The following is a 17520-nucleotide window of genomic DNA, read 5'->3' as shown; positions in this document are numbered from 1 at the left end:
GGCGCCCGCCGGGCAAGGGCAAGCTGGGCGGTGGTTTCGCGAAGAAGGCGCGCGACGGAGACGCTCCGAAGCCGCACCGCAAGGGAAAACCGGCGCCGCGCCGCGACTGAGCGTCGCGGCATCGGCGGCGGGACGCTTTCAGGTGTAGGGCTGGCCCAGCGGGGCCTGGGGCCGCGCTTCCGAGGCGTGCGCCTGGCGGTCGTCCCCGAGCGGGGCGCCCATGCGCCGCCAGACCTGCCGCAGCAGGTTTTCCATGTGGCGCCAGTCGAGCCGATCGAAATGGTCGAAGCGTTCCTCGTACCGGCGTTCCAGCGTGTGCAGCAGTCCGTTCAGCGGCACCTGGTGGTATTGCAGGTAGCTGTCGTAGGCGAACAACAGGCTGGGTTCGTAGCGGGTGAATGCGGTACCCGGTTCATAGAAGGCATGCGCCGGAATATCCGTGCGCCACTCCTCCAGTTCGGCCTTCACGTCCACCACCTCGCACTTGCCGGCAACGGCCTGTCGCGGGGGATATCGATGGATGCTGCCCATGCATGACCTCCTTTCTGACGGGAGCGCCCATCATGTCCGTCAGGCTCGTCACGAATGTAAACGCTGCATGGAGAAAGCATTAAGCCTTGACCCATGTCGCGTTTCTGCGGGGCTCCTGAGAGGGCTGCCGTTCACTTGTCCATCATCGCGCAGGCACTAACAAGGAACGGACACCGCCACGAGGACGCGCCATGGCACGCCCCATCTGGACAGGCACGCTTTCCTTCGGCCTGTTGAACGTCCCGGTCTCGCTGATGTCCGGCGAGCGCAAGGTCGATCTGCATTTCCGCATGCTGGATTCACGCGACCGCAAGCCGATCCGGTTCGAGCGGGTCAATGCCGAAACCGGCGAGGAAGTGCCCTGGAAGGACATCGTCAAGGCCTATGAGTACGACAAGGGCAACTACGTGGTGGTGGAGGAGGAGGACATCCGCGCCGCCGCGCCGGAGAGCCACGAGACGGTGGAGGTTGAGGCTTTCATCGAGCGCGACGCGATCGACCCGCGCTACTTCGAGAAACCCTATGTGCTGGTACCGGGCAAGAAGGCCGAGAAGGGCTACGTGCTGCTGCGCCGCACGCTGGAATCCACCGATCGCATCGGCATCGCGCGGGTGGTGATCCGCACCCGCGAATACCTGTCGGCGGTGATGCCGCTGGGCGATGCCCTGGTGCTGATCCTGCTGCGCTATCCGCAGGAACTGGTGGAGCCGGACGAATACAAGCTGCCGTCGGGAAGCGCGGCTTCCTACCGGATCTCCGGCAAGGAACAGGAGATGGCCGAGCAACTGGTGGAATCGATGTCGGGCACGTGGACGCCCGACGACTACCACGACGAATTCCGCGCGCGACTGCAGGCGATCATCCGCAAGCGGATCAAGTCGAAGGGTGCGACCGCGCGCGTCGAGGAACCGGAACGCGAGGAGGAGGCGGCCACCAACGTGGTCGACTTCATGGCCCTGCTGCAGAAGAGCCTGAAGGAAAAGAAGCGCACGCCGGCGAAGAAATCCGCGGCGAAGAAGACACCCCGCAAAGCCGCGAGCAAGACCGCGCGCAAGGCCGCCAAGGCAACCGGCAAGCGCGCGACCAGGAAATCCGCCACGCGCAAGCGTTGAGCATCACCCGCGGCAGGCACCGCCGCGGGGCGCCACGTCGCTCAGCCGCGTTCACCCTCCACCGACGCCTGCAGGGCGGCGGCGAGACCGGCATCGCCGGAAACCAGCTCGGTCCAGCGCAGTTCGACGCCGCGTCGGCGTCCTTTTTCGGTCAGTTTCAGTCCGACCGGATCGATCACCAGGGTGTAGGTGACGTCGTTGAGGAGCAACTCGCGGCGCAGGGGCTTGTCCAGAGGAGTCATCTTCATACATCCCGTTGACGGAATCCCGACCATAGTGGACCCCGTGTGATGATCAGGTTCACCGATGAGTCTGGTGGAATACGAGCGCAAACGGCGTTTCGGGCGCACCCGCGAACCGGCGCCGGGAAAGACCGCGCGGGCCAGGGCGCGTCCGATCTTCGTGGTCCAGCTGCATCACGCCAGCCATCGCCACTACGACTTCCGGCTGCAGGTGGGCGATGCGCTCAAGAGCTGGGCGGTGCCGAAAGGGCCGAGCCTGGATCCCGGCGTCAAGCGATTGGCCGCGGAGGTCGAGGATCATCCGATCGGGTATGCGGATTTCCAGGGCGAGATTCCGGAAGGCGAGTATGGCGCCGGCCATGTGGCCCTGTTCGATCGTGGATTGTGGGCGACGTCGGAGGACCCGGAGACTCAATTGGCGAAGGGCCACCTGCGCTTCGAGCTGTTCGGCGGGAAGCTCAAGGGCGGTTGGCATCTGGTGCGCACGCAGCGTGCGTCGGCCCGGCCGCAATGGTTGCTGTTCAAGGATGACGACGCCTACGCCGCGCCGCGCGAGGCAGACGACATGCTGGACGACGTGCCACGGCCCACCGCCGGCGCGAGCCATCGCCGCGCTGCGGGGGCGGGCAAGGTGAAGGCGGCCCGCCGGGCGGCGAAGAAGGGGGCGGGCAAACCACGAAAACAGACTCCCTCGCGGACCGCGGCATCCCGCCGCGAAGCATGGCGGACGCGGGCGCTGGCGCTGTCCGGCGCGCGCCGCGCGCGCCTGGCCGATGCACCGTTCAAACCGCAACTGGCGACCCTGGGCAGCGCGCCGCCGGTGGGTGACGACTGGCTGCACGAGGCCAAATGGGATGGCTATCGACTGCTGACCGTCGTACATGACGGCGAAGTGCGCATCTGGTCGCGCAACGCGCTGGAGTGGACTGCCAGGGTGCCCGAGATCGTGGACGCGTTGGCGCAGCTGGGACTGGAGCAGGCTGCGTTCGACGGGGAGCTGATCGCCGGCGGGGGTACGCAGCCCGACTTCAGCGTTTTGCAGGCCACGCTTTCCGGCGAGAAGAACGCGCCGCTGTCCTACCTCCTGTTCGATCTGCTGCATCTGGAAGGCGCGGACATCAGCCGCGCCGCGCAGATCGATCGCAAGCATCTGCTCGAAGCCGTGCTGAAGAAGGCGAAGCCGCCACTGGCCTACAGTCCGCATGTGGAGGGGCATGGCGACCTCGCCTTCGCCGCCGCCGCCGAACGTCATCTGGAAGGCATCATTTCCAAGCGCGCCGGCGCGCCGTACCGTCCGGGGCGCGGCGACGACTGGCGCAAGACCAAGCGGCGGGAAAGCGACGAGTTCGCGGTGGTCGGCATGACGATGCCCCGGGGCGGTCGCACCGGATTCGGCTCGCTGCTGCTGGCGCGTCCGGACGGACGCGGCGGCTGGTCGTTCGCCGGGCGGGTGGGCACCGGCTTCAACCAGGCGATGCTGACGGAACTGGGGGAAACATTGGGGCGACGCGCGCGGGCGACACCGACCGTGGACCTTCCCGAAGGGCTGGATACCGATCTGCGCGGTGCGCGCTGGTTCCCGCCGAAGGTGGTGGTGGAAGTGTTCTATCGTGGTGTCGGCACCCAGGGACTGCTGCGGCAGCCATCGCTGAAAGGACTGCGGCCGGACAAGACCGCGGCCGACCTGCGTACGCCGGATCGGGGCGCAACGGAACGGAGCACGCGCATGACCAGGGCCAAGAGCAACAAGACGGCAGCGGTTCGGCGCGGTCGAACCGCCGCTTCGGTGGACGAGATCGAACTGACCCATCCCGGACGGGTGGTCTATCCGGATATCGGCGCCACCAAGCAGGACGTGGCCGATTACTACGACACGGTGATGGAGTGGCTGTTGCCGGAAATCAGTGGACGACCGCTGTCGATCATCCGCTGCCCGCAGGGCTCGACCCGGCCATGCTTCTTCCAGAAACACCTGGCCGCGGGCATGCAATGCGTCGACAGCGTCCCGCTGAAGGAGGAGAGCGGCCAGACCGGGGACTATCTGGTGGTACGTGACGCGCGCGCGGTGCGCGAGCTCGTGCAGTTCAACGCGCTGGAATTCCATCCCTGGGGTGCGCAGGCGGATGATCCGGAACGGGCCGATCGGGTGGTGTTCGATCTGGATCCGGGTGTGGACCTGCCCTGGGCGGAAATCGTGGCCGCCGCGCGGCAGATGCGCGGACTGCTGGAGGACGCGGGCCTGCAATCGTTCGTGCGCACGTCCGGCGGCAAGGGCCTGCACGTGGTGGTACCGCTGAATCCCGGGTGCGAATGGGAACTGGTGAAACCCTTCGCGCACGCATTCGCCGAGTCGATGGCGCGGATGGATCCGCTGAAGTTCCTCGCCACCTCCAGCAAGCGCCTGCGCAAGGGCCGCATCTTCATCGACTACCTGCGCAACGGGCGCGGCGCGACCAGCGTGGCCTCGTTCTCGCTGCGCGCGCGGCCGGGTGCGCCGGTGGCGATGCCGCTGCGCTGGGACGAGCTGGGGCGGGTGAAATCCGGAAACGCGTTCGACATCGCATCGACCCCCGCGCGTCTGCGGCGGCTCAAGCAGCATCCCTGGGCCGGCATCGAACGGATCCGGCAGAATCTGGCGCGGCGGGTGCCCGACGGGGATTGAAAACACGCCGACCGCGCCGACCGCGCCGCCTGCTTCCGCGTCATGTGCGCGGGGACGAGGGACGCAGTGTGGCGAGCCGGGATTTGTCCAGCATCGCCGCCACGCCCGCATTGCGGCCGGCCAGGGTGATGATCCGGTATTCCACCGCCGCGCCCAGCAACTGGCTGGCGCCGGACAGGGTGAGCCCGTAGTCCTGTTGCAGCCACTGGATCAGCCCCTGGGTGGCGGCGCGCACCGCTTCGTCCAGCGAGCCGGCCTGGCCGATCGCCATCAGCCGGGTCGCCGACTCCACCCGCGGCGTCGCCAGCGCGCGCGCCTTGATCAACGCCACGCCGAATTCCACGTCCATCGAGGTTTCCAGTGCGTACTGCGAGGTCTCGCCGTCGCCCTGCGCGGCGTGCGCATCGCCGAGATAGAGCAGGGCGCCGGGTTGCGACACCGGCAGGTAGATCGTCGTGCCCTCGACGATCTGGTTGAAATCCATGTTGCCGCCGAAGCGTCCGCTGTCGCCGGTCGACATCGGCGGCGAACCGAAGCCGGGCGCGACCGCGATGCCGCCGAGCATCGGTCGCAAGGGAATCGTCAGACTCCGCGGGAATCTTCCGGAGAAGATGCGGCGAGTGGGCGTGAACGTCGCAGGCTCTTTCGGCCTTGAGTGGGAGAAGCCCTTGAAGCGGAGACGGGAGGATTGGCTTGCCCGGAGCGAATCCCACTCAGTCCCCTTTTCCAAAGGGGGAGGAAAAAAGCGGGAGGGGCGGATGTTTCCGGCATCGCGGGAACCGGAAAAGCTGCCCTCTTTGAAAAAAGGGGGCGGGCGCCTGCGAAAGTAGGTGACGGGGGATTTGCCTTTGGAGTGGAGGATTCGCCTCCCGACTGTCGAATGGCCGGTCAATCCCGTTTCCCTTTTTCAAAGGGGAAGCAAAGCCGGGGTGCGAATCAATCCGACGGCACGCGCCGGTAGTAGGTCCGTGCATCGCCCAGTGACAGGGTCAGTGCGCTGACTTTGCCTGCGGCGTCGCGATGGAAGGTGTAGCCGGTGGAAAACACGGTGGGGGCGATGAAGCGGTTGGGTGCCAGCGCGCGCAGCGCGCCGGTCTCGTCCGGCAGGATCACCGACAATCCTTTTCCGTCGAAACGGATGTCCAACTCGTCCGCGCCGTCGTCGAAGGCATCCGCCAGCGCGCCGCGCAGGTCCTCCGCCATGCGGGTATCGCGGATGTAACGGCCCGCATGGTCGGCCAATCGCGCGCTGTCGGCGTCCAGCGAAACGGTACGCACGAGCGGATTGACGTTGCGCCCGAGGGCGTCGGACAGCGCGTTGCGGATTTCGCCGCGCAGCGCCCAGCCGTTCTCGCCATTGGTCAGGATGACGAAGCCGTCGCCGGTTTCCAGATAGCCCTCGATCCAGGCGTGGTAGCTGTCGTTGGAACCACCATGGTGGAACACCCGCTGATCGCCGCCGCCTTCCAGCCGGGGACCCAGGCCGAAATTGCCCGGCGCGACCTCGGTCATCATCTGGATCGCCAGCGCGCGCGGCAGGTAGTCATCGCGGCCCTGGTAGCTGCGGATGAGAGCGCCGACGAATGCGCCCAGATCGTTCGCGCTGGTCCACAGCCCCGCCGGAGCCTGCTGCGGGAAGATCTGCCAGCCGCGCGGCAGCGCGACCGTCTTTCCCTCCGCATCGTGGGCGAAAGCGACGTTGGCGCGCGCGGCCTCCGCCGGATCCCGGAAGGTGCTGCGCGCCATGCGCAGCGGCGCGAACACCTGCGCGCGCGCGGTGGCTTCCAGCGGCTGGCCGGTGACGTCCTCGATCATCACCTGCTCGATCACGGTGCCGCCGCCGGAATAGTCGACGATCCGGCCGGGCCGGTGCCGCAGCCGGATCGCCGGCGTGCGCGCGGGCGCCTGCCCTTCCAGCGTCTGCAGCAGGGTGGGCGTGGCCTCGCCCGGCAGGTAGTCGGGAAAGCCATGCACGTTGAGGCCGGCGGTGTGCGACATCAGCATGCGCAGGTTCACCGGCGCGGCGTCCTGTCCCGCCGGCAGCCGCCAGGAACGCAGATACCGGTTCACGTCGCTGTCCAGATCCAGGCGACCCTCCGCGACCAGCCGCAGCGAGGTCGATGCGGTCACGACCTTGCTGATCGAACCGACATTGAACAGCGTGTCGGCGTCCACGGCGTCGTCGCCATCCGCGCGCAACCGGCCATAGCCCGCGGCGGCCACGACCCGGCCATCGCGGATGAGCGCGATCGCCACGCCGGGGACATGGTGATGGGCCATGCGTTCGCGCAGCGACCAGCGGGGAAGCGGCTCACCACCCTCCAGCAGGTTGGGTCGCAGGCCATCGGCCAATGCCGTCAGCGGATCCGCTGACGGCCCGGCGACGTCGGCCGGGGTGTCCGCATGGACGGGAAGCGCCAGGGAAAGCAGCAACGCCAGCCCGGACACGACAAGCAGGAGCCGGCGTTCAACGCGCGGCCGTGGGCGGGAAGCGGACAGGCGGGAGGTGTGCATGCGCTCGGATTCCGGTGAGGAAGTCCGACTGTAGAAGCTGACGCCGGCCCGCGGTGCGCCGTTGCGCCCGGCCGTGCGCTGGCCGCGCCGCGACGTGCCGGCGCGGGTCAGCGCGGGTCAGCGCGCGGGCTGGAGTTGCGCCAGCAGCGCGTCGATGTAGGTGCGGCTGGCGCGCAGCGGCGTGCCGTCGCGCAGCCGCAGCAGTGCGTCGCGGTTCGGCAGCGATTGCAGTTCGGCCACGCAGTCGACGCGCACGATCGCCGAGCGGTGCACGCGCAGGAAGCGTTGCGGATCCAGCCGTTCGGCCAGGCGCTGCAGCGATTCGCGCAACAGGTGGCCCTGGCCGCGGACATGCAGCACCGCATAGTCGCCGTCGGCCTGGATCCATTCGACCTCGTCGGCTTCGACGAAGGCCAGGCGACGACCGATCCGCACCGAGAACCGGCGCACCGGCCCGGCCGCATCATCACCATTCGCCGGATCGCGCTCCGGTTCCGGCGTGGTCGCCGCGCCCAGCCGGCGCCACTGGTGGAACTGGCGGGCCCGGGTCAGCGCATCGACGAAACGTTCGTCGTCGATCGGCTTGAGCAGGTAGTCGATCGCCTTGAGTTCGAAGGCGCGCAGGGCGAAGCGATCATGGGCGGTCAGCAGGATGCTCAACGGCCGCTGTTCCGCGGGCAGCGCGGCCAGCATCGACAGCCCGTCCAGGGTCGGCATCTGCACGTCGACGAACGCCAGATCCACCGGTTGTCCGCGCAGGCCTTCCAGCGCGGCCTGGCCATCGGCGTATTCGCCCGCCAGCACGATGTCCGGATACGCCGCGAGGCGCGCGATCACGCCGCGCCTGGCGAGCGGTTCGTCGTCGACCACCGCCACCCGCATCACGCGGCCTCGCGGGCGATGGCGTGGCGGGCCGCCGCCACCCGGAAGGGCAGATCGAGCGTGACGCGATAGCCGTCCCCGTCGGCGCGAGGGCCGGCATGGAAATGATGATCGCCGGGATACAGCCGCGCCAGCCGCTCGGCCACGTTGCGCTGGCCGACCGCCTCCGCGCGCGCCGGGGCATCGGACGCGATTGCCCCGAGGTCGTTGTCCAGTTGCAGCAGCAGGCGATCGTCGCGGCGGGCGATGCGTATTTCCAGTTGACCGGCATTCGCGCGCGGCGCGATGCCGTGGCGGATCGCGTTTTCCACCAGCGGTTGCAGCAGCAGGTAGGGCAGGGCCGCATGCAGCAGTTCGGCATCGATGCGCCAGACCACCTGCAGGCGTTCGCCCAGCCGCGCCTTCTCGATTTCCAGGTAGGCGTCGGTCAGCGCGATTTCCTCGGCCACGCTGACCTCGTGATGACGATCGTCGGCGAGGGTCGCGCGCAGGAATTCGGCCAGCTGGCTGATCATGCGGCGTGCGTCGCGACCGCGATCCTCCGCCACCAGGGTGGAGATGGCGTTGAGCGTGTTGAACAGGAAGTGCGGGTGCAACTGGTAGCGCAGTGCGCGCAACTCAGCGTCGCGCGCGAGCAGGTGCGCCTGTTCGCGCTGCTGTTTCTCGTGCTTGAGTTCCACGTAGTAGGCGATGACCGCGTGCATCGCGCAGAACGCGATGAGCGCCAGCCAGCAGCTTTCCAGGCCGTTGAACAGATCCGCGACGCGGAAGTCCGCCGGCCGCGACCAGCCGGCGATCTGGCCCATGAGATCGCCGAGCAGGTTGTTGAACACCGACATCGCATACGTCGCCAGCAGCAGCGCGCCGCCGGTCAGCGGGATCGGAAGGCGCCGTCGCCACAGGCCGCGCTGCAATGCCACCAGCGGCGGCAGCCAGGCCAGGAAGGCCAGCAGGTAGAGCGTCCGGTAGGCGGTGGCATGGCCGTGGCCGAGCGCCGGCAGCGCCATCACCACCAGACACAGGCCGATGGGCAGGCCGGCCAGCAACGGCAGCCAGAACGGCGGTTCTGCGGAAACGGGGCGGGTCATGGACGGGGCATCGGTCATGCGGAAGGGACCGGGGAGCGGCGGCGCCATGATGCCACCGCCGCGCGCCGGCCTGGCGTCAGCCGGCGGTCGCGGGCTTCGGCGGCAGGTTCATCGACCAGATCACCGACACGATCCGCCAGCCCTGTTCGGTGCGCACCAGATGCCAGGCTTCGACACCATGGTTGGTTTCGCGCCCGTCCGCATGGAAGGCATAGTCGAACACGACCGAGGCGACATCGCCGTCGCCGTCGATGCGCAGGTTGCGGAACTTCTCCTCGCTCGATTCGGCATCGGCGACGATGCCGTCGATGAAGGACACCGGGTTGTGGCGCGGGTCCGGCTTGACCTTCTGCGCCTGCGGCCGCTTCTCGCGCAGGCGGCGCAGGCTGTCATCGCCGATGGCGCTTTCCCAGGCGACCGTCCCGGGCAGGAACAGGGCGAGGAAGCCGGCCTTGTCGCGCGCGATGATGGCGATGCGGAAACGTTCCACCACCTCGCGGATGGCGGCTTCGTCGGCGGGCGACATCCGCGCCTGGGGGGCCAGCGTCGATGCGGGGGCGGTGGACTGGGCGGACGCGGACAAGGGCGAAGCGGCGAACAGCAAGGGCAGCAGGCAGGCCAGCGGGAAGCGGAGCGATGTCATCGGCGGGTTCCGGTGGATGGGGAGCGCGCATTACACGCGTGGCGGAAATTCCCGGGGAGTGGGACGGGGCGGGATTGCGGCGGGCCGGTATCCGGGCGCGGCGGGCCGGGACGGATGGCCGCCACGGTTCGCGCCCGGCTGGGCGGCGCCGTTGCGACCGGCTACCCTCGCCGCATCGTCGACGGCATCGCGCGGCCATCCCGGGCCGCACCGGGGCGGACATGTCCCGGCAACGGGCGACCGACGGAGGGAAGGACGCGAATGGATTTCCTCAAACTGCTCAAGTCGCTGGAAGAGTTCCTCTACGAGGTCGTCACCTGGCTGGTGTTCTTCCCGCTCACGCTGTGGCGGGTGGCCCGCCACCCGCAGCGGATGGCGCGCTATGCGGAAACCGAATTGGCGGACAAGCTGGAAAAGCAGTTCGACGACGCCCTGAGCCCGCCGCTGTTCCTGATGCTGGCGATCCTGGCCGCGCACGTGCTCGAGATCATCCTGCACCAGCAGGTGCGTGCCACCAGCGAGCTGTCCCGCCAGGTCATGGGCAACGAACAGGCCCTGTTGCTGTATCGCACGCTGAGCTTTGCCTTGTGGCCCCTGCTGATGGCCATCCACTGCCTCCGGCGGCGCGGGCATCGGCTCGATCGCGAGAGCCTGCGACGCCCGTTCTATGCGCAGTGCTACCTGGCGGCGCCGTTCGCGATCACCGTGTCGACGGCGATGCAACTGGTCATCAAGCCGGGCGCGGTATCCACCTGGATTGGCCTGGCGATCGCGGCCACGGCGATGGTCTGGTACCTGTGCGTGCAGGCGCGCTGGCTGCACGAAACCCTGCGGGTTCCGTGGTCGAGCTGCCTGCTGTCGGCCGTCTGGGTACTGCTGGCGGGCGGGGCCATCAACCTGGGCATCGGCGCGTTGCTGGTGCTGGACTGAGGGGCCTTCACTCCGCGCATACGCGCACCGCCTAACCTGCGACGTCGGGCTTGGTCCAGGGAGGTTCCGGTGCGCACAGGATTCCGCTTCCCGTTGTCCGCGTTGACCCTCGCGCTGTTGCTCTCGGCCTGTGGGCCGGACCGGCGCCCCCCGTCGACGGACGATCCGGCCACCCGAAGCGCGCCGGCGCCCGCCGTTCCGGATCCGCCGCCGCCGGTACCGGCCGATGCCGGGGCCACCACCACCTACCTCTACCAGTGCGGGGATTGGGAAGTCACCGCCAGTTTCCACGGCGACGGCGACGCCGGCATCAGCTTCAATGGCCGGGTACTGAAACTGCCGCGGCAGGCGGGCGGCACCGGCGCGCGTTACGCCGACGCCGCCGGCAATCTGTTCTGGGTGGTCAGCGAGGGCGAGGCCCTGCTGAGCCTGCAGGGACAGGCCGACCGCCGCTGCACCCGGCCGCCGCCGGCGTTCCGGTGAATGGCGCCGGCGGGCCCACGGGCCGTGCCCGCCGGGGGGCGGTTAAAGTCCGGCCGGCGGCCGCCGATGTCATGGCGTCCACGCCGCCGTTGCCGGGGGACGGTGCCGGGGCTTCGCGTCCCGGCACGGGCGACGGGGCATGGCCGGGGGCGAACTTGCGTGCCGTAATGGGGGAACGTAAGGTCGGGACAGGCATCGTAGGGGAAGCGATGTGGGGATGGAGCGTTCGCGCGCGAATCACGAAACGGCCAGGGATGGCAGCGGCAAGGGCCTGCCCGCACGGGTGGCCGCGATCATCCTGTTCGCCGCGCTGGGTGCGTTGCTGACCGCGACGGTACTGGAAATCCAGGCCGGCGCCACCGCCTACATCGTGGGCGAAAGTCATTGGTCCAAGGCCCAGCAGACCGCCGTGTCGGCGCTGTACCGCTATGTTTCGCACGGCGATCCGGCGGACATGGCGCGCGTGCGCCAGGCCTTGCGGGTGCCGTTGGGGGATCGTTCCGGCCGCCAGGCGCTGGACCGCCGGCCGATCGACCTCGCCGCCGCGCGCCGGGGGTTTCTCGAAGGCGGCAATGCGCCGGCGGACATCGATCGTCTGATCCGGATGTACCGCCTGTTCGCGCACGCGCCGTACTTCCGGGAATCGGTGCATCTCTGGAAACAGGCGGAAGTGGACATCCTGCACCTGCAGGCCCTGACCGACGACATCGAGCACCGCCGGAGCGGCGGGCGGATGGACGAAGCCGAAATCCTCCGCCACCAGCGCACGCTGCTGGAGATGGATGCCCGCCTGCGGGTGGCAGAGCTGGCGTTCTCGCAGTCGCTGGTGGAGGGCGCGCGCTTCCTGCGCCGCGCGCTGACCGCATTGGCCGTGCTCGCGTTCTTCGCGCTGGCGGCGTACGCACTGGCGGTCATGCGCCGCACCCTGCGCCGCATCCACCGAACCGAGACCGAGTTCCGCGCCGCCTTCCACCAGGCGGCGGTGGGCATGCTCAAACTGGATCGCGAAGGCCGCATCACCCAGGCCAACGAAGCGCTCGCCCAGATCCTGTCGCATCCGCTGGACGATCTGCGGCGCGGGCACCTGAAGGATCTGCTGCATCCGGAGGATCTCCATCTCGACGCCGAAGCGCGGCTCGACTGGACGCGGATGATCGAGCCGGGCGAACGGCGGCTGCGTCGCCGCGACGGCAGCAGCCGCTGGGTTCGCTGGAGCGCCTCGATCATCACCGGCGGCGACCGCGAGGGGGAACGCATCTTCGCGGTGGTCGAGGACGTGTCCGAAGCACGCGAACTGGCCAGCGAGATTGCCCACCAGGCCAGCCATGACGATCTCACCGGCCTGATCAACCGCCGTGAAATCGAGCGGCGCCTGGGCCAGATCACCCTGGCCGTGCAACGCCAGCCGGCGCACCACGCGCTGTGCTTCGTCGATCTGGATCAGCTCAAGCTGGTCAACGACACCTGCGGCCACGCCGCCGGCGACCGCTTCCTGCGCCAGTTCGCGCACGCGCTGTCCTCGCAGCTGCGCGGCGAGGACTGGGTGGGGCGACTGGGGGGCGACGAATTCGCGATCTTCCTGGCGCATGCATCGCTGGAGGACGCCGAGCGGGTCGCGCAGCGGATCCATGCCCGATTGGCGCAATCGGCCTTCCACTGGAACGATCGCAAGTTCGGTCTCGGCTGCAGCATCGGCGTGGTCGAGATCAATTCCGAAACCAGCGACGCCGACTGGCTGCTGCGCGCGGCCGACACCGCGTGCTACCTGGCCAAGGAGGAAGGCCGCAACCGGATCCGGTGTTACCGCGAAACCGACGAAGCGTTCGCCCGGCGGCAGACCGAACTGGACTGGGTGGCACACGTCCAGCTGGCGATCGCCGAGGATCGCCTGTTGCTGTACGCCCAGCGGATCAAGCCGTTGCGTGGCGAGGAGCGCCTGCAATACGAGGTGCTGGTGCGGATGGTCGATCACGGAGGCCAGATCCATGGCCCCGGTTACTTCCTGCCGCCGCTGGAACGCTACGGCCAGGCCATGATGCTCGACCGCCACGTGCTGGCGGCGACGCTGGATCTGATCAGCCGCGATACCCGCCACCTGCTCAGCCTGGACCTGTGCCACGTCAACGTGTCCGCGCAGTCCATCGCCGATCCGCTGTTCCGCCAGTTCGCCGCCGAGCAGCTCGATCGCCATCCGGGCGTGGCCAACAAACTCTGCTTCGAAATCACCGAGACCGCGGTCATCGGCAATCTGACCGACGCCTGCCTGTTCATCGAGGCGATGCGCGCGCGCGGTTGCCGCATCGCGCTGGACGACTTCGGCAGTGGCCTGTCCTCGTTCGCCTATCTCAAGAGCCTGGACGTGGACATCCTGAAGATCGACGGTGCCTTCATCCGCGACCTGGGTCGCGACAATGTCGACCTCGCCCTGGTCCGCTCGATGGGGCAGGTCGGTCGGGCGCTGGGCAAGCGCACCATCGCCGAATGGGTGGAGAACGAGGCCGCGATGGCGCGTCTGGCGGAAGTGGGCATCGACTACGCCCAGGGTTACGCCATCCACGCGCCGGCGCCGTTGGCGGGCCTTATCCGCGAATGGAAGGCGACCCGGCCCGATCCGATCGGGGCGATGTCCGGCTGAACGCTGTGGCCGGGGCGGGGAATCGTCGATAATTCCCGCATGACCACCCGCCTCAACAAGCACATCGCCGAAACCGGCTTCTGTTCCCGCCGCGAGGCCGACCGGCTGATCGCCGAGCGCCGCGTCACCGTCAACGGCCAGCCAGCGGGCGTGGGCGCGGTCGTCGGCGAGGGCGACGAGGTCCGCGTGGACGGCCAGCCGGTGAAGGCGCGCGCCGTGAAGGCGGGCAAGCGCAGGCACGTCTACATCGCGCTGAACAAGCCGGTCGGCGTCACCTGCACCACGGAGGGTTCGGTGAAGGGGAATATCGTCGACTTCGTCGGCCACGAACAGCGCATCTTTCCGATCGGCCGCCTGGACAAGGATTCCGAGGGCCTGATCCTGATGACCAGCAACGGCGACATCGTCAACCAGATCCTGCGCGCCGAGAACCGCCACGAGAAGGAATACCTGGTGGCGGTCAACAAGCCGGTCACCGACGAGTTCCTGCGCGGCATGGCGCGCGGCGTGCGCATCCACGGGCAGATGACCCTGCCGTGCCGGACCAGCCGGATCGCCAAGTTCGGTTTCCGCATCATCCTCACCCAGGGGCTGAACCGGCAGATCCGCCTGATGTCGGCGGAGTTCGGCTACCGGGTCACCCAGCTGCGCCGGGTGCGCATCGACAACCTGAAGCTGGGCGCGCTCAAGCCCGGCCAGTGGCGCAACCTGACCGACGCCGAACTGCGCGGGCTGCTGCCGCAGCACCAGGACTGGTAACGCCGTGCTGCGCACGCTGGCCATCGGCAACTACCGTTCGCTGCGCGAACTGGAGATGCCGCTGGCGCGGCTCAACCTGATCACCGGCGCCAACGGCAGCGGCAAGTCCAACCTCTACCGCGCGCTGCGGTTGCTCGCCGAGACCGCGCAGGGCGGGGTGGTGCGCGCGCTGGCGCGGGAAGGCGGCCTGCCTTCGGTGCTGTGGGCGGGACCGGAACAGTTCAGCGCCGGCATGCGCCGGGGCGAGGTGCCGGTGCAGGGCGGCCCCCGGCAGGCGCCGGTGTCGCTGCGGCTGGGATTCGCCGGCGAGGATTTCGGCTACGCCATCGATCTCGGCCTGCCGGTTCCGTCGATGTCGGCCTTCGCGCTGGATCCGGAAATCAAGCGCGAGGTGATCTGGAGCGGACCGTTCCTGCGCGAGGCCAACGCGCTGGTCGATCGGCGCGGACCGATGGCGCGGATCCGCGAGGGCCGCGCATGGCGGGTCGTGGCCGAGCATCTGACCCCGTTCGAAAGCCTGTTCACCCAGATCGCCGACCCGGTCAACGCGCCGGAGGTGCTGGACCTGCGCGAGCGGATTCGCGGCTGGCGCTTCTACGATCATTTCCGCACCGACGCGGAAGCGCCGGCGCGGCTGCCGCAGCTGGGCACCCGCACGCCGGTGCTGAGTCACGATGGCCACGATCTGGCGGCGGCCTGGCAGACCATCCGCGAGATCGGCGATCACGTGGCGCTGGATGCCGCGGTCGACGACGCCTTTCCCGGCGCGAAGGTGGAGGTCGATGTCCGCGACGGACGATTCCAGCTGGTGTTCGCCCAGCATGGCCTGTTGCGGCCGCTGTCGGCGGCGGAACTGTCCGACGGCACCTTGCGCTACCTGCTGTGGATCGCCGCCCTGCATACCCCGCGGGCGCCGCCGCTGATGGTGCTCAACGAACCGGAGACCAGCCTGCACCCGGATCTGCTGCCGGCGCTGGCGCGCTTGATCGCGCAGGCGGCGCAACGCTGCCAGGTCTGGGTGGTGTCGCACGCTTCCCGCCTGATCGCCGCGCTGGAGGAGAGCGGGGATTGCCACACGGTCCAGCTTGAGAAGGCGTTGGGCCAGACCGGCGTGGCCGGGCAGGGCCTGCTGGACCGGCCCGCCTGGCACTGGCCCGAACGCTGAGGGCATCCACCGCTTGATCGCGATCAAGGTCGCGCGCGGGGGGACCCGATAACTTGGATGGGCCGGGATCCCACCGGTGTCTTTCCAAGGAGCCGTGCGATGAAGATTCTGTTGGCCGTCGATGAAAGCGAGACCGCGTTGCAGGTGGTCAAGCATGCCGCGCAGTTGGCCAAGCAGCTGTCGGCGCCGCCGTCGATCGCCCTGGTCTACGTCAACCTGCCGCTGCCCAAGGCGGTGGCCAAGGAACTGGGCGTGGATGGCTCGGAAGCCTATTACGCCGACACCGCCGCGGCGGTACTGCGCAAGGTGCGCGCGGCGATGAAGCGCGCGCGCCTGCCATTTACCGAGCATCGCGCGGTCGGACCGGTGGCCGAGACCCTGATCCGGCTGGCCAAGGCCGATCGCGCCGATCTGATCCTGATGGGCAGCCATGGCCGCGGCACTCTGAAGAACCTGCTGCTGGGTTCCGTCGCCACCAAGGTCATCGCCATCAGCCCGGTGCCGGTGATGGTGGTGCGCTGAGGGTTGCGCGGGAGCGGTGCGTGACGATCGGGCGTTCGTTCTGTTCGTGTGTGTGATAGCGCGTTGCAGCGGTTTTCCGATTGGTGGCTCGGAAGAGCAAATCCCCGGCCACCTGCCGCGCGGGTGCCCGCCCCCTTTTGAAAAAGGGGGCTATCGAATGCGAAGGCGGCTGTCGTGGGGGCGCCACGGGTTTCGCGCCTAAGGCGAGCCTGCGCTGCGCCATAGCGCCGGCCAGTCGCCGGGATCGCCGCCACGGCAATCGCCCAGGTGGTTCCAGTGAGCCAGTTGGAAGTCGCGGCCGTCGAATACCCAGCTGGCGCTCTCGCCGCAATCGGCCATGCCGCGGCCCTTGGCCATGTGGTACAGGGTCGAGTCGTCGTTGTTGTAGCCGGCATTGGTGAAGGCGTCCCATGTGGTCCGGCGGCCTTCGTCCGGTGCCGGGGCCGTCGGCATGGGCAGGACCAGCCGGCGTGCATCGGCGGGGCGAACGATCGGGGTGCGGAACGCCAGGTGGGTCGACTGGTAGGCGCCGCGCCAGCATTCGATCAGGACCAGCGCTTCCCGCGGTGTCAGCGACACGGCGATGTCGAAGGCGTTGTCGGCGTGGTCGCCCTCCATCGCCACATGGCATTCCTCTTTCTCCAGCAGCGCCGATTGCGCCTGCCGCACCGCGCCGATCAGGCGCTCCCGCGTGTCGTCGTCCAGCGGCGGCAGGGCCGGCGCCGGTTTCACCGTGGGCGGCAACGCGGGCGCGGCGGGTACCTGCAAGGCTGGCTTGCCGCCACCGCGCAGCAACGCGGTGACGTTGTCGAGCCGGCCCTGGGTTTCGTCGATGAGCAGCAGGCTCGCGCTCAACCCGTCCAACGGCACGCCGCGCTGGCGTTCGCCATCGCCGAAAGACAGTTCATGACCGTTGCGCAGGGTCTTCAGCAAGGTGCGCACGTGCTCGGGATTCTGGCTGTCCAGCGTCTGCACGCCGTCCTGCTCGGGCGACAGCGTCCAGTGGCGCGCATCCAGCGCCAATGGCCTGCCATCGACGCGCAGTGTGGCGACGTCGATCGGCACGCCGGATTCCAGCGTCAGCGACAGCGCGCCCGCCGGGCCGGCTTCGGCGATCAGGCGGAGCATCAGCGGCGAGATTTCATTGGCCCCGCGCGCCTCGCAACGGGCGGTGTTGTCGCAGGCGACCACCCAGTCCTTGAACTGGCGGTAGACAGGCGTGGCCGCGCAGGCGTCGGCCGATGCGCACAGCAGGATCAGGGGGAGAAGACGGCGCATGTTCGGGGTTTCCTGGAGGGCATGGCATCCCGGAGCACGATGGCGCGGCTCCGGAAATGAAAAACGGGACGAGC

Annotated in this window: 16 protein-coding genes; 8 read left to right on the top strand and 8 right to left on the bottom strand. The window is 68.7% G+C overall.

The window, feature by feature from the left end; genetic code table 11:
- Positions 1-138: 138 nt before the first annotated feature.
- The gene (locus tag AC3DEZ_RS18195) at positions 139-531 is read right to left on the bottom strand and encodes a hypothetical protein (RefSeq protein WP_488389493.1); all 393 of its coding nucleotides are present in this window, start codon (positions 529-531) and stop codon (positions 139-141) included.
- A 191-nt stretch (positions 532-722) separates the two neighbouring features.
- Here AC3DEZ_RS18195 and ku point away from each other — a divergent pair, with 191 nt between their 5' ends.
- The gene (gene ku / locus AC3DEZ_RS18190) at positions 723-1643 is read left to right on the top strand and encodes a non-homologous end joining protein Ku (protein WP_488389492.1); all 921 of its coding nucleotides are present in this window, start codon (positions 723-725) and stop codon (positions 1641-1643) included.
- 41 nt (positions 1644-1684) lie between these two features.
- On the opposite strand, the gene AC3DEZ_RS18185 is transcribed toward ku, so the two are convergent.
- The gene (locus AC3DEZ_RS18185; protein ID WP_488389491.1) at positions 1685-1885 is read right to left on the bottom strand and encodes a hypothetical protein; all 201 of its coding nucleotides are present in this window, start codon (positions 1883-1885) and stop codon (positions 1685-1687) included.
- A 64-nt stretch (positions 1886-1949) separates the two neighbouring features.
- Here AC3DEZ_RS18185 and ligD point away from each other — a divergent pair, with 64 nt between their 5' ends.
- A complete protein-coding gene (ligD, locus tag AC3DEZ_RS18180) occupies positions 1950-4547 on the top strand; it encodes a DNA ligase D (RefSeq protein WP_488389490.1) in 2598 nt (865 codons plus the stop codon).
- Positions 4548-4587: 40 nt separating this feature from the next.
- On the opposite strand, the gene AC3DEZ_RS18175 is transcribed toward ligD, so the two are convergent.
- From AC3DEZ_RS18175 to AC3DEZ_RS18155, 5 genes are all read right to left on the bottom strand, one after another.
- Positions 4588-5112 carry an acetamidase/formamidase family protein gene (locus AC3DEZ_RS18175; RefSeq protein WP_488389573.1) on the bottom strand — a complete coding sequence of 175 codons (525 nt, stop codon included), beginning with the start codon at positions 5110-5112 and terminating at the stop codon, positions 4588-4590.
- Between the two features lie 371 nt (positions 5113-5483).
- The gene (locus tag AC3DEZ_RS18170) at positions 5484-7061 is read right to left on the bottom strand and encodes a serine hydrolase domain-containing protein (RefSeq protein ID WP_488389489.1); all 1578 of its coding nucleotides are present in this window, start codon (positions 7059-7061) and stop codon (positions 5484-5486) included.
- Between the two features lie 117 nt (positions 7062-7178).
- The gene (locus tag AC3DEZ_RS18165) at positions 7179-7943 is read right to left on the bottom strand and encodes a LytR/AlgR family response regulator transcription factor (RefSeq protein WP_488389572.1); all 765 of its coding nucleotides are present in this window, start codon (positions 7941-7943) and stop codon (positions 7179-7181) included.
- Positions 7943-9031, bottom strand: a complete 1089-nt coding sequence (locus AC3DEZ_RS18160; RefSeq protein ID WP_488389488.1) for a sensor histidine kinase — start codon at positions 9029-9031, stop codon at positions 7943-7945. The genes AC3DEZ_RS18165 and AC3DEZ_RS18160 overlap by 1 nt, the downstream gene beginning before the upstream one ends.
- A gap of 76 nt (positions 9032-9107) precedes the next feature.
- Positions 9108-9674 (bottom strand): YybH family protein, encoded by a 567-nt coding sequence (locus AC3DEZ_RS18155; RefSeq protein WP_488389487.1) that lies wholly within the window; start codon positions 9672-9674, stop codon positions 9108-9110.
- 261 nt (positions 9675-9935) lie between these two features.
- On the opposite strand from AC3DEZ_RS18155, the gene AC3DEZ_RS18150 reads away from it, so the two are divergent.
- From AC3DEZ_RS18150 to AC3DEZ_RS18125, 6 genes are all read left to right on the top strand, one after another.
- Positions 9936-10604 carry a hypothetical protein gene (locus AC3DEZ_RS18150; protein WP_488389486.1) on the top strand — a complete coding sequence of 223 codons (669 nt, stop codon included), beginning with the start codon at positions 9936-9938 and terminating at the stop codon, positions 10602-10604.
- Between the two features lie 69 nt (positions 10605-10673).
- Entirely contained in the window at positions 10674-11087 is a 414-nt protein-coding gene (locus AC3DEZ_RS18145) for an MliC family protein (RefSeq protein WP_488389485.1), read from the top strand.
- Positions 11088-11304: 217 nt separating this feature from the next.
- Entirely contained in the window at positions 11305-13722 is a 2418-nt protein-coding gene (locus AC3DEZ_RS18140; protein ID WP_488389484.1) for a putative bifunctional diguanylate cyclase/phosphodiesterase, read from the top strand.
- A 39-nt stretch (positions 13723-13761) separates the two neighbouring features.
- Positions 13762-14481, top strand: coding sequence for a pseudouridine synthase (locus AC3DEZ_RS18135; RefSeq protein WP_488389483.1), 720 nt, complete (start codon positions 13762-13764; stop codon positions 14479-14481).
- Between the two features lie 4 nt (positions 14482-14485).
- Positions 14486-15646 (top strand): AAA family ATPase, encoded by a 1161-nt coding sequence (locus AC3DEZ_RS18130; RefSeq protein ID WP_488389482.1) that lies wholly within the window; start codon positions 14486-14488, stop codon positions 15644-15646.
- A 99-nt stretch (positions 15647-15745) separates the two neighbouring features.
- On the top strand, positions 15746-16168 hold the full coding sequence (locus tag AC3DEZ_RS18125; protein ID WP_488389481.1) for a universal stress protein: 423 nt from the start codon (positions 15746-15748) through the stop codon (positions 16166-16168).
- Between the two features lie 198 nt (positions 16169-16366).
- On the opposite strand, the gene AC3DEZ_RS18120 is transcribed toward AC3DEZ_RS18125, so the two are convergent.
- Entirely contained in the window at positions 16367-17446 is a 1080-nt protein-coding gene (locus AC3DEZ_RS18120) for a DUF1176 domain-containing protein (protein WP_488389480.1), read from the bottom strand.
- Positions 17447-17520 lie beyond the last annotated feature (74 nt).

The sequence above is a fragment of the Pseudoxanthomonas sp. 134C1 genome, from assembly GCF_057773065.1.
Note: the sequence above shows the minus strand (reverse complement) of the source record. Positions and strands in the feature narration are given on the sequence as shown.